Origin of the sequence: Roseburia sp. 1XD42-69 (assembly GCF_003612565.1) — a bacterium.
In the GTDB taxonomy this organism is placed as follows: Bacteria; Bacillota; Clostridia; order Lachnospirales; family Lachnospiraceae; genus Roseburia_B.
On record NZ_RAZG01000011.1, the window covers coordinates 95,517 to 108,968 of the forward strand.

General features: G+C 38.8%; 13 protein-coding genes. 4 read left to right on the plus strand and 9 right to left on the minus strand.

The annotated features are described in order from the left end of the window. Positions 1–11 precede the first annotated feature (11 nt). The 9 genes from D7Y06_RS07890 to D7Y06_RS07930 form a co-directional block, all read right to left on the minus strand. Positions 12–662 carry an acylneuraminate cytidylyltransferase family protein gene (locus tag D7Y06_RS07890; protein ID WP_120407261.1) on the minus strand — a complete coding sequence of 217 codons (651 nt, stop codon included), beginning with the start codon at positions 660–662 and terminating at the stop codon, positions 12–14. Then, positions 634–1,329 (minus strand): ribulose-phosphate 3-epimerase, encoded by a 696-nt coding sequence (locus D7Y06_RS07895; RefSeq protein ID WP_120407262.1) that lies wholly within the window; start codon positions 1,327–1,329, stop codon positions 634–636. Before D7Y06_RS07895 ends, D7Y06_RS07890 begins: the two co-directional genes overlap by 29 nt. Before the next feature lie 27 nt (positions 1,330–1,356). Further along, entirely contained in the window at positions 1,357–1,836 is a 480-nt protein-coding gene (locus D7Y06_RS07900) for a KdsC family phosphatase (RefSeq protein ID WP_120407263.1), read from the minus strand. Further along, complete coding sequence (locus D7Y06_RS07905; protein WP_120407264.1) at positions 1,820–2,734, minus strand: type I phosphomannose isomerase catalytic subunit; 915 nt, start codon at positions 2,732–2,734, stop codon at positions 1,820–1,822. The genes D7Y06_RS07900 and D7Y06_RS07905 overlap by 17 nt, the downstream gene beginning before the upstream one ends. Further along, positions 2,735–3,556, minus strand: coding sequence for a 3-deoxy-8-phosphooctulonate synthase (gene kdsA, locus D7Y06_RS07910; RefSeq protein WP_120407265.1), 822 nt, complete (start codon positions 3,554–3,556; stop codon positions 2,735–2,737). Between the two features lie 18 nt (positions 3,557–3,574). Next, positions 3,575–4,450, minus strand: coding sequence for a class I SAM-dependent methyltransferase (locus D7Y06_RS07915; protein WP_120407266.1), 876 nt, complete (start codon positions 4,448–4,450; stop codon positions 3,575–3,577). Positions 4,451–4,465: 15 nt separating this feature from the next. Then, positions 4,466–5,626: a 6-hydroxymethylpterin diphosphokinase MptE-like protein gene (locus D7Y06_RS07920; RefSeq protein ID WP_120407267.1), complete on the minus strand. Its 1,161-nt coding sequence runs from the start codon at positions 5,624–5,626 to the stop codon at positions 4,466–4,468. Positions 5,627–5,638: 12 nt separating this feature from the next. Further along, the gene (locus D7Y06_RS07925; protein ID WP_120407268.1) at positions 5,639–6,484 is read right to left on the minus strand and encodes a LicD family protein; all 846 of its coding nucleotides are present in this window, start codon (positions 6,482–6,484) and stop codon (positions 5,639–5,641) included. 235 nt (positions 6,485–6,719) lie between these two features. After that, complete coding sequence (locus D7Y06_RS07930) at positions 6,720–8,408, minus strand: AAA family ATPase (RefSeq protein ID WP_120407269.1); 1,689 nt, start codon at positions 8,406–8,408, stop codon at positions 6,720–6,722. Positions 8,409–8,599: 191 nt separating this feature from the next. Between D7Y06_RS07930 and D7Y06_RS07935 the strand changes: the two genes are divergently transcribed. From D7Y06_RS07935 to D7Y06_RS07950, 4 genes are all read left to right on the plus strand, one after another. Beyond that, positions 8,600–9,544 (plus strand): site-specific integrase, encoded by a 945-nt coding sequence (locus tag D7Y06_RS07935; RefSeq protein ID WP_120407270.1) that lies wholly within the window; start codon positions 8,600–8,602, stop codon positions 9,542–9,544. Between the two features lie 127 nt (positions 9,545–9,671). Further along, a complete protein-coding gene (locus D7Y06_RS07940) occupies positions 9,672–11,570 on the plus strand; it encodes a hypothetical protein (protein ID WP_120407271.1) in 1,899 nt (632 codons plus the stop codon). Between the two features lie 17 nt (positions 11,571–11,587). Further along, the gene (locus tag D7Y06_RS07945) at positions 11,588–12,736 is read left to right on the plus strand and encodes an N-acetyl sugar amidotransferase (protein ID WP_120407272.1); all 1,149 of its coding nucleotides are present in this window, start codon (positions 11,588–11,590) and stop codon (positions 12,734–12,736) included. Positions 12,737–12,757: 21 nt separating this feature from the next. After that, positions 12,758–13,452, plus strand: a 695-nt coding sequence (locus tag D7Y06_RS07950; protein WP_147415608.1) for a Gfo/Idh/MocA family protein, incomplete at its 3' end; no start/stop codon positions are given.

Consider the following 13,452-nt stretch of genomic DNA (forward strand, 5'->3'; position numbering starts at 1 on the left):
TTTTTTCATTCCTAGATGTGCAAAACATTATCTGCCAATATTTTTGCAAATTCTAAATCTTCCATTGTATCGATATCAACTGATTCTATTTCCCCGACTTCCTGAATATACGGATGAAAGCCTATTCTGCGTCCGTGTTTAATCCATAATTCTTTGGTAAATATAAAAAATGCGCTTGTTTCAACATAAACAGGTTCCATATCCTGAGTGCGCGGTACATAATTAATATCATAATTTATTGGATTGCCTTTATACCACGCAAATGTCTGCATCCTCTTTGCCGTAAAGGCAGAATCATATCCTTCATATAAAACCTTCTGTAAAGCATTTTCTATTGTTTTCCCCTGGGTAAAGGGGGAAGTTGTACACATTGCAATATAAATGTCCGCCTCAACATCGTTTACAAAAGCCGTATAAGTATCTTTTGCCCTGATTTCATTCCCATCCAGCCATGCTTCACGTTTTAGGAACTCAGCGCCAGGAGGAACATATTTCACAATATCTTCATTACTGCAATAAACGCATACACGGTTAATTTCTTTGACTTTCAATGCCGTATCGAGAATATGATAACATAATGGCTTACTGCCGATTTGTTGGATGTTTTTATGCGGTACCCGTTCACTATTCATTTTAATTGTGGCAAATGCGACTATCTTCATGCTTTTTTCTCCTTCCTATGGCATTTAAAAGCTGTTGCATATTTTCCTTGTAATTCATATTTCCATAAAAAAGCCCTGCTGTCCCTAATACAAAATTTTCAACGCCCTTTTTACTTAAACGGTTGATTACATCCTTGTTGCATGCACCGTCCATTCCAATAGAGAATTTGTATTTCTGACTTAATTCTAACAGTTGCTCAATTTTGTTTTCTGCATACGGGAGGTACATTTGTCCGGCCTGTCCAGGGTTTACACCCATAACCATAACTCTGTCTACCACATTTAACAGTTCTAATATGGAACTTACTGATGTGCCCGGATTTAATACAATTCCGGCCTGCAGCCCTAACTCCCCAATTTTTTGGAGGGTTGTAATTGCATGGTATTCGGATTCCGGATGAATGTAGATAATATCCACACCACAGGAGGCGAATAACTCAATATGTCTCATAGGATGTTCAATCATTAAATGTAATTCTGTTTTAATAGACGCATTTTGGCAGATAAACCGTACGTCCTGCAGCCCCATTCCAAAATTAGGCACATATTGTCCATCCATAACATCCAGATGAAATATGTCAGCACCCGCTTCTTCCAAGAGAGAAATTTCACGCTTCAAATTACTGAAATCTGCACACATCATAGAAGGGCATAGATTGATATTCATTTTATAAATCCTTTCATATACTTTCCACTATATCATTCCCACAGCTAAAAGCCATTCAATAAAGTCCCTGACAGCTCCCTCGCCGCCTTTTTTGCAGGAAACATAATCGGCCGCAGCCTTTATTTCCGTTACAGCATCTGCAGGGCATCCTTTGGCTCCACAAAGTTCCATTGCGTCAAGGTCAATGATATCGTCGCCGATATAAGCGATTTCATCAGTATCGCATCCCAGAGTTTTAGCTAATTCCTTTATAGCATTTTTTTTATCCTTAATATTTTGCAGGATATGGTCAACTGCCAATTCTTTCCCACGGTTTATTACAATGTCAGAAAACCGACCCGTTAATATCACGGTTGTAACATTATGTGCTGGCAGTATTTCATGAATTCCATATCCGTCTTTTATATCAAAAGCTTTAAATATTTCACCGGTTTTTCCCATATATATTTTGCCATTTGTCATGGTTCCGTCGACATCCATGACAAAAATTTTAATTCTCTTTTTCATCCGTTACCCTCAGCCTGGCCGCTATGGCATCGCATATAGTTATATCCGTAAGTATCTCTCCCGGAAGCAGAAGGATACTCATTCCGCTTTTTATACTACAATTGTCATATGTCCCGTTCCCTTTAAGCAATGAAATACATTCTACGGTTGAAGAATTATTCTTATAACCGCATATATCTTTTAACCTGCATAGTTCATAATACTTCTCCCTTATCCAATTTCCACCAGTAAAACTTTTGGCAGCCGGATGCTTTTCGGGATATATAGACCGAATAGCTTTTTCAATATGCAATTCCCTGGCATTCCCATTTTTGTCTGTTCTGTTATAATCATAAAAACGGTATGTATAATCACTGCCATATTCAATTTCATACACAAGGCTTCCGGCTGTCATTGCATGCAATGTCCCTGCCGCCACACAGACGTAATCATTTTTTGTAATGTCCAGGCGGTCTGTAATCTGTTCCATTTCGTTATTTGAAATAGCCGCCTTTATCATTTCTGTCGACGCACATTTGCAACCCGCATATATCCAGCCAGACAAAGGTGGCTCTAGAAATACCCATGATTCTGTTTTTCCAATCCGTTTATGTTCGATTTGTTCAGCCGCTTCATCATCGGGATGTACCTGTATGCTTAAATTTTCATTTGCGTCTACCAATGCTATTGTGAGGGGGAATTCCTCAAATCTTTCCATATTCCAAAGATGTTTTTTTTCATTAAAAAGCTCCTGCAGCGTCATTCCATACTTACTGCCATTTAATATGATATTCGACATATCTTTACGTCCACTAACCATATATAAATGCCCTAATTGCATAGAAGAATCCACTGTAAATTGCTTTAATTTTTGTCCACCCCAAATTGTGTCATGGGCAACAGGTTTTAATATGTACATTTATATTGCTCCATATGAATATTTGTTTTGTATAGCTCTTATTTCTAGCAACTGGTTTAAAAGCGGCTCTAATTTATCCAGATGGAGCATACAGCTCCCATCACATTTTGCCTGATCCGGATTATCGTGTACTTCCATAAAAATGCCGTCTAAAACCCCTGTAGCCATAGCAGCCCTTGCAAGATATGGTACAAATTCCCGTTTCCCGCTGTTTCCATAACCTTCGCCGCCGCCGGATATCTGGACGCTGTGGGTTGCATCAAATACAACCGGATATCCTAGTTTTTTCATCCTTACCAATCCGGTCATATCTACAACAAGATTGTTATAGCCGAAACATGTGCCCCTTTCACATAACATGAGATTTTTGTTGCCAAAATATTCGCATTTGCTAATGACATTTCCCATTTCCTCTGGACTTAAAAATTGTGCTTTTTTAATATTTAATACCTTGCCGGTTTTTGATGCTGCTTCAATTAAATCTGTCTGTCTGCATAAAAAAGCTGGAATCTGTATAATGTCTACAACTTCTGCTACTTTTTCAGCCTGCCAGGCCTCATGGATGTCTGTTGCTATACACACATCAATTTTCTCTTTGATTTTTTTAAAAATGCGTATACTCTCTTCTATACCCGGGCCTCTATACTTTATAGCCGAAGTGCGGTTTGCCTTGTCCCACGAAGCTTTAAAGCAATACTTAATACCTAAGGTATTTGTGATTTCTTTTATTTTAGCTGCTAGATACATGGCATTTTCTTCCGACTCCAGCGCACATGGGCCTGCAATTAGGAAAAAGTTTTTTTGGTTTATAAAGGGATTCATTACTGCTGCCTTTCTGCTTTATTTTTCTGCATATATAATAATATAATCTGCCAGTTCCCGCTCTTCACAATTTAAAGCCCAGTTTTTGCTTACACTTTCAGAAATATACGGCCAGCTGACATTACCCATCGGTTTCTTATGCTTCAGCCATGCCACAAGGTTTCCCAAACCATACCGTTGTCTATATGAAACATGGATATTTTTAAACCCTGCCTGCCTTGCAGACAATTCCAGGCTCTCCTTATTTAATATCCACAGATGCTGGGTAGAAAACAAAAATCTGTCATATTCTGCACCCAATGCCATCCGCATAACCGGCTGCTCGGTAGGGGTGCCAATAATAATCCTCCCCCCCGGTACAAGCAGGCGGTGGCATTCTTTCAAAAATGTTACTGGATTTTCCACATGCTCAATAACATCAAAAGAAGTAACTACATCAACCGTATTTTCAAAGTCTTCCAGTGCATCATTTGCATAAGCATATACATGATAACCTTTTTCCAGAAGTATTCCATGATAAGCACTTGTCGGTTCAATTCCGATTACTTTATCTGCAGCGCCTGACACAAAATCCAAAAAACTTCCCCCAGCACATCCAATATCAGCAACTATTTTATTCCTAAAAATATCTGTTCCAGTATAATTCAGCTTTTCTAAAACTTCTCTGTCATGTAAAGCTTCATAATCTCCTGGTTTTTCCCCCATCTTTTCACGATACTCAACACTCTCATAATATGAGGCGCTTTTTGTAATATTTTCATGATAAATGGCTCCACAACTGCAACATTGCCACATTTCTACCGGCTTTTGAGTATAATTCCCAAAAATCCCATCACGAATAGTTCCATTGTATATTTGTTTAGAATCTTTACAGCCACATATCTTACATTCCATTAGAACAGTTCTCCTTTAATCCACTACATCTTCCAGAGAAACTCTCTGAAAGATTTCCAGTTTCCCCCCTCTGGTTGCATTTCTGATGATTATGCCTTTTTTTTCACAGCTTTCTTTTGCTTTTTCAAACGCAAGCCGGGTTGCATATAAAGTCCCTACAACAGCAATTTTACCTTCAAGGCCTTCATCATAGCTGTCGTCAAAATGATTCTTTTCAATGTTGTTTTCTACAATAGATCCATTTTCCAAAACTTCAAGTTTGTAACCGCAGTCCACACCTAATAAGTAAATTTCTGAAAAGCCCATATATGCGGCAATCTGTATTGCATCAAATAGTACAGTCTGACCACCGTACACAACGTCCTCAATATTGTCTGAAAAAGCAAATTCTTTGCCCCTTACAATTTTTCCATCCTTGATGTCAACACAGTTAACCACCCTGTTATAATACGTCACTTCGTCATAGATTTCCCCTGCCGCAAGGGCTCTTTCCAGCGGGACGAACCGGAGTTTTGAATCAATGTGGTTTATTTCTTTGTAGTCTATCCCGTACATCAGGTAATCTATGCAGATATAATAAGTGGGACGCCAGTCAGTTCGAGGAAAAATTTTAAATATACGATTTGCGGCAAATGTTATTTCACCTTTTAGCTTATCTAAATCTTCTGCTTTCAAACTGGGACCATTTCCAATGATAAAACATCTTTTTCCTTTATGGATATCTTTTAGGTTTAAATGATTTAAGACAGACTTCCATTCTTTGTAAGGTTTTTTTTGGATTTCTTTTTCAAAAAAACCTTTAACATCTAGTTCGGGATAACTGCATACCACATTATACATATAGCAATCCAAATCAGAAATTTCCGGAATGGTTTTCAACTGTTTATATATTTCAACGTAAAAAGCGCAAGTAATTAGCAGAACATATTCTTCTTGATTTACATTTTTTAAAACATTTACGTTTTTAATGTCATAGATATGATTGCAATACTCAAATTTCATGCCATGCTTTTTTGTATCGTTATCTACAAAGAAAGCGATATGATTCTCTAAATCATTTATTTTCTTTACTTCAAAATCTGCTTCTATCAATGTGCTGCCTGCACCGAAACAAATTATTTTTTTTCCACTTAATTGTTTTATAAAATTCTCTGCATTACAGTTTTTCAAATTCATTTACTTTGTCTCCTAAAAATCAAAACTTGACGCCGGTATATGCGTCTCCCTGTCTTCCTCCGGGGGCGGGGTCATGTAATCCCTGCCGTACAAAGTCACCAGCAGTTCATTTTCTTTCTGGGGAACATTTATCTCTTCTCCCTCAAACAGCATCCGCTTGGTGTTTATATAAAACTCCCGTTTAAATCCCGGTTCTCCTTTCACCCAGCAGTCCGGGAAAGACAGACAGGTCACATATTTTGATTTCCTCTCATCATATTTTTTAGAAAGAAAATCAAGCATGTCAAATGCCCTGTCTACCGGAATCCGGTTCAGACACCAAAACCACAGCCTTTTAAGCCAGCTTCCACCGCACACTTTTCCTGCCTCCGAATACATAACCTTTCTACAGCAGAGCCGCAGGAAATTGTAAAACTTCTTTTCCAGGTACTTTTCAGGAATTCCATCCATAGGAAATATTTCCACATATACACCCCGGCGCATTTTCATATGCTCCTGTCCATAACGGATAAAAGAAGTCCCGTTTTTTAAAACCTTTGCGTATCCCCACCGGTACTCCGGGTCGGTTTCATTGTTTTGAAAAAAGTATTTCTCTGTATTCAATTCTTTTTTACAAGCCCTGCAGAACCTGCGGTATTCACTCCGCACCATGGCAATATCTACATCATCATCCCATGGGATAAATCCCTTATGCCGCACCGTGCCAAGAAGGGTCCCGCCCTCCACGGAATAAGATATATTGTATTTCAGACAAATCCTGTCAACTTCTTTTAATAGTTCCAACTGAATGAGCTGCATTCTGCGCAGTTCTTCCGGTGTCATTTCACGGACCGTATATTTTTGCGTATTCTTAGACATATCTCTTCCCTAATTCATATATTTTTCGCAGAATGGCTTAATCTGCGAAATTTTACGTTATTGTTCTCTTACTCTTTTTACATCATAATCCATATACCGACTTTTATCAAGCCATTTTTCTTAATGATGTGTTGAAAAAATAGTCCACTTACAATGATTTCATTATATTTATCGTACAAAATGCTATTTTTCTTAAGACATTCCGTCATTTTAAAACAAGACTGCAGATACACATTTATCCAATCAATACAGTTTTTCCCTCAAAAGCAAATCCATATTTTTTTATTTTCTCTGATGGGATTCCTTTTCTTTTAAGAACAGCATCATATTGTTTGTCTTCTATCTGCCTTAAAGCGGCTTCCACCGTTTCCTCAAGGCTTTTTTCTTTCCTGGGGTTATGCACCTTGAACTCTAAAATATACGCATTGTCTTCTTCTCTTTGCGGCTCTAACATCACATCGTACCGCCCAAATCCGCTTTCACGGTTAGAGGTAATTGTATATCGGTTTCCTAAATCCACCATAAGCCCCAGGACAAATCCATGATAAAAACGCTCCGGCTGAGACTTTGCGGAAGGCCTCTTCCCTGTGTCAAAATTGCTGAACGTCTCAAAAGCAACCTGATTCATATATTCATTCATGGCGTCTATATCCTCTGAAAGCAAGGATTTAATAAAGTCGTTATAGGACGGGGTATAATTTTTAAACCATCCCTCTATCATGTCCTCAAACATATATTTCACTTCATTGTTGGTAAGCTTTAACTTATATTCACTTTTTACCCTGTCCGCATCCATGTTGCGTTCTTCAACTTTTAAGTAACCGCTGGCAAGTAAAAGGCTCCAAATGGCATATTCGTTGTAGTCAAGCTGGTTAAATACAATCTGCTCATCTATCTTCGTACACAGGGCTTCTCCTCTCAGCAGGCTCTCCATAGTAATTTTTACATCTTTGCTTCCCTCTCGGATTAATTTTCCTGCAAGGCTGTTGGAACTGGTGTTGGCCCAGTAGGTATCAAACATTCTTTTGTCCAGATAATTGATAACAGACCAGGGGTTGTAGATATCCGGCTGGTTCCCGAATATAAAACCGTCATACCAGAATTTTACTTTCTCTTTATCTTCTGAAAGTCCCATAGTGTCCATAGCATCAAATACTTCCTGTTCTGTGAATCCGAAAGACGCAGCATATTCACTAGAAGTAGTTGTAACAACATTCAGATTGTTTAAATCAGAAAACATGGATTCCCTGCTTACTCTGGTAATGCCCGTCATTAATCCCCTCTCTATATATGGATTTGTCTTAAATGTGGAATGAAACAGGTTTCTGGTAAAGGAAACCAGTTCTTCCCAAAAACCGTACACATACGCCTCCTGCATGGGGGTATCATATTCATCTAAAAGGATGATTACTTTTTTTCCATAATAGCGGAAAAGATAGCCGGCCAAACGGTGCAGGGCTATTGCCGCCTCTGTTTCCCGGATATCCCCCCGTTCTACCCGCTCAAAAAAGCTGCATTCGCTGTCAGTCAATTTCTCTTTATCTTTTATCTTACCAAACCGGATATACAACTCCGACAGCATCTGGCAGATTCTTTCATATGCTTTTTGGTATGTGTTTTCTTTGACTCCTGCAAAAGAAAGGCTGATGACCGGATATGTCCCCTGGAGATTTCGGTATTCCTCTTTTTCCCAGATGGAAAGCCCCTCAAATAAATCAGAACGCCCCGCATAATCTAAGGAAAAAAACTGTTCCGTCATACTCATGTTCAGGGTTTTTCCAAACCTTCTGGGTCGGGTAATCAAGGTCACTTGTGCTCCATTTTCCCACCACTCACGGATAAAATCCGTTTTGTCTATATAAAAATAATTCTTTTCCCGAATCATGGAAAAATCCTGATAACCAATGCCAATTGTTTGTTTCATCCATTTCCCCCTGCCTTCCTCATTATGAATACCAACAGATATAACTGCCTGTATTATATCATCTCTTTACATATATGTAAAGTTTATTATCCTTCTTCCTTATCCATGGGCTTTCAAGGGATTTTAATAGAAAACTGCTTCTGCTATAAATAGTATACTATAAATCATAATTTAATACTGGAGGAAAGTGTATGATAAGAGAAAAAACAAACAATTTAAACACGGTTTCAGAACAATGGCTGCAATATGTGCTCTTTACAAGAAAATATTCTACCTATGTGAAATATCAGAATATATACAGCAAATATATTCAGCCGCAAGTCGGAGAAAAAGATATGGAGCAGATTACAGTTTCGGACTGCACCAATCTTTTAGAAACTGCATACGGACAGTATCGGGAAAACGCTATTTCCCACAGCACTTTTAGCAGTATTAAAATCGTGCTGTTTCAAATTCTTACTTACGGAAAAAGTCCTGTTTCTGTTCCGGAGATAAAAGCAAGCCTTCCTGCTGCCAGAAAGAATTATCAGCAGATATCTGTTTTAACAAACGAAGAACAGGCAAAATTAAAGTCTTTTTTACTTTGCGGTATGGATTCCTACAAGCTGGGTGTGCTGGTATGCCTGTACACAGGTTTAAGGCTTGGAGAAATCTGCGCATTAAAAACGGAGTCCATCGACCTTTCCAGGAAATGTATTTATGTAAATCAAACGGTACAAAGGATAAAGTCGGAAGATAAAGTTGGAAAAACTCAGTTAATGATTTCAGAACCAAAAACCGCATCCTCAAGACGGGAAATTCCACTGTGTGATTTGCTTCTTAAGCTGCTTATGGAAAATAAACCCAAAACTGAATACTTGCTGGGCGATAAACCTACAGAACCAAGGACGTATCAATACAGACTGAACCAATATTTTTCCGCTTTATCTATCAAAGGGAAACATTTTCATTCCCTCCGCCACACCTTTGCCACGAATTGTATTGAGAGTGGTATGGATCCAAAATGTTTAAGCGAAATCCTTGGCCATGCGGATGTCAATACCACATTAAACAGATATGTACATCCATCTTTTAATTCAAAAATTCGTCAGATAAATATTTTTGCTGATAGTTATGGTCAAATGGACTCATTTTGATGTCAAAGAAGAATCCAACAGGAATCATGGTTTCTAATACCTTGATTCCTGCATTTTTCCTTATTTTCGCAGATTAAGCCAGTCTGTGAAAATAAGGTAATCTATTAATAATGGAGGTAACTGCGAAATGAAATTTTTAAACTGCAGTGAATGTAAAGAACTGTTCGCAGACAAAGAAATATATGTATTTGGAGCAGGCGTGGACGGTGAAAAATTGCACAATAAATTGGCAGATACCATATCCATTGGCGCATTTATAGATAATAAAAGATACGGCGATGGAAACAGCCTTTGTGGAAAAGAGATTATAAGTCTGGAAGAGTTCCAGAAGCGAAGGACAAATAACCAGCCTATTATAGTGGCCGCATACAGGTTTATGATGGATATCTCTAATCAGCTGATAAAAGAAGGTTTTATCCCGGACAAGGATTTTTTTATTTGGGATGATATGTGTATCCACCACAGAGATAAGATAACAGACAGATATATTACTTTCATGTCAGATATCTGGAAAGATAAGAAAAAGGAATTAACAGACAGAATTATCCTTGTTCCTTTTGACAGCAGGCATGACCAGAATTCTGTACAATATGCATACTGTTCCAATTATCTTGCAGAAAAATACGACGCTTCTATTTACGGATACTGCAGGTATGGTGCCTCCGTAAAAAATGCATCGGAAGTAGTTCTGGATATCTATAAGGCTTTTAATGTTGTAGGACTGGTAGACAGCTCTCTAACCGAAGAGCTGCAGAAGGAATCCGATGCGATTTTTGAAAATGTCTGGGATGGTCTGTATACCTGGAAGGACTGGAAGAATATAACCATTTATGGGATTTGTTTTGGAACCACATTTATCCGGGATTTCCTCCGGGAAAACGTACCGGATTATAATTTGCGTTCAGAACGGATGCGTGTCTTTGTGAAAGCAACGGTAGATACCATTGTTTTCTGGTATCACTATATACAGGATCATGATATAAAAACCGTTCTGATGGCAGATGCTGTCTGCTGGGAAGGCTATATCAGGGACATCGCTATTACAAAGGGAATTCCCGTATATGCTGTGGAATATATCATGGAAAAAGCTTGTTTCGATTTTCATGGTCATACGGATGCATGTCTGCATTATAAAGACATGTGGCAGGAATTAACCCCTGAAGAACAGGAATACGGCCTGAAATGGGCCAAAGAACATATCAATCAACACATTAACGGCAGTGTGGATGAAGTTGATCCCAGCGGCATATACATTTTTAGTTTTGCGGAAGAGTTTAAGAAAGAAAACGTGTTACATTCAGATGATAAGATTAAAATCATAATCTGCCCCCATATATTTGAAGAAGACTCTTACTGGTGCGGAGAGCAGATATTTGACAACAGTTATATGGAATGGCTGTGTCATCTGGGGGAATTGTCAGAAAAAACTCCGAATTACCACTGGTATTTAAAAATGCATCCCTATGTGCGCCGAAGGGACTTAATGATATTAGAAAGTTATGTAAAGCGTTATCCCAAAATACAGATGCTGCCGCTGCATGTTTCTCCACTTCAATTAAAGAAAGAAGGAGCCGCTTATGCCCTTACTGTCTGCGGGACCATTGGACATGAATATCCTGCCATCGGAATAGAGGTTATTAATGCAGGAATAAATCCCCAATCTGCTTTCGATTTCACATGGAATCCAAAAACCAAAGAAGAATATGATGACCTGATTATGAATCTGGAAACCTTAAAGCCCAAAGGTAACATAGAACAATTATACCAGTTCTACAGTATGCATTACCTGTTTTATGACAGAGAATATATTCCTTACCGGACAATGTTTTATAAAAATCCTCTTCTGCCCATGTGTAAAGAAGAACTTGAAGTATATGGAAAAGAGTTGGGAACCTGGAAATATGAGGAATATATGAAAGAATGGACAATTCAGAAACATGAGAAACTTTGGAATGAAATGGGCGGTATATTTAAAAAGATGGACGACTGGCGGCCAGATGTGTTTTATAAACGTAAAGTATTTTAAATTCTAGGAGGAAGAATATGAAATATTGTAAAAAGTGCTTACAGCCCGATACAAGACCGGGAATTTTATTTGATAAGGACGGGGTATGTTTTGCATGTAAATATGAAGAAAGTAAAAAGAACATTGACTGGCCGGCAAGAGAACAGGAACTGCAGCAAATAGCAGAATGGGCAAAACAGGAACGCCGGAAACGGCAGATTTCCTACGACTGTGTAATTGGAGTCAGCGGAGGCAAGGACAGTACTTTTCAGGCAGTGTATGCAAAAGAACGGTTAGGCTTGCACCCCCTGCTGGTAAATTGTGCGCCTGATGAAATTACAGAAACGGGCAAAGCAAATATTGACAATTTAAACCGTCTTGGTTTTGATATTATATCCATACATAACAATCCTAATATTGCAAAACAGCTTGCAAAAAAATGTTTTCTGGAAAAGGGCAACATGGTGATAGCCTCTGAATATTGTCTCTGGGCTTCTGCTTATATTATGGCAGACAAGTTCAATATACCCTTAATCATCCAGGGAGAAAATGCTGCTTTGACACTGGGAACTGCCGGAATTCAGGAAACAACCGGAAATGCATACAGTGTAGTGCAGCTTGATACTTTAAGCGGCGGGGACGCAGAAGCACTAATCCGGGGTGAAAACAATATTGATATAGACGATGTATATTTCTATCGTATGCCCAATATTGAATCCATGAAAGAAAAAGGGATAAAAGCTGTCTTTTTACAGTATTATGCCAAAGAATGGTCACAGGTATACAATGCTGATTTTTCTGTGGCCAGAGGTTTAATGGGACGGACATCAGAGGATTTACACGATATAGGACGGTATCGCAGATATTCAGCATTAGATACCGATTTAGTGGTAGTCAATCAGATGATTAAGTATTTAAAATTTGGTTTTGGCTTTGCCACAGATGAAGCATGCTACGATATCCGGGAAGGCAGGCTTACAAGGGAGCAGGCAATTTGGAACGTAACGGAATATGACGGCAAATGCGGTGAAAAGTATATTAAAAAAACCTGCGAATATCTCTCTTTAACAGAAGAAGAATTTTGGCAGGTAGTGGACAGATATGTAAACCGCAAACTGTTTGAAAAAAATGCCGATGGGAAATGGATTCCAAAATTTAAAGTAGGCGAAGATTTTGATGAAGGTTAAGGGATAGCAGGGAAAATAAAGATGTATAAAGCAGTTATTATAGGAGCCGGAAATATTGCCGCAGGATTCGACTCCCCAAAAAGCGAAAAAGTCTTAACCCATGCACACGCCATAACCTTACACCCGGATTTTGAACTGCTGGGATTTTTCGACAGGGATGAAAATAAGTCCCGGGAAGCAGCTGGCCGCTGGGGGGGGAAAGCCTTCCGGGATACCGCATCCGCCTTAAGGGATGCGGACGTGGTTTACTGCTGTGTCCCGGATGCTTTCCACGGAGTGGTGTTAAAAGAAATTGCATGTTTTTCTCCCAAGCTTGTGGTTGCAGAAAAGCCATTGGCTTCCACTTTTAATGAGGCGGGGGAAATACAAAGCCTTTATGAGGGGAAAATCCCCTTAACGGTAAACTACAGCAGGCGCTTCTTAAAAGAATTCCATAACTTAAAAAAAGAAATCCCATCCTACGGCAGGTTTTTAAAAGGGGTGGGCTATTACGGAAAGGGCGCCCTCCACAACGGCTCCCACATGATAGATATCCTGCGATTTTTGCTGGGGGAAATAGGAAATCCCTGTGCTTTTGGGCGGGAAATATTTGATTTTGAAAAGGAAGATTCCAGCAAAAACCTTTCTTTAGAAATACGAAATGGAAACTTCTATATGATGGCCATAGACGCAAGGGCTGTCACCATTTTTGAACTGGAACTGTTTTTTGAAAAAGC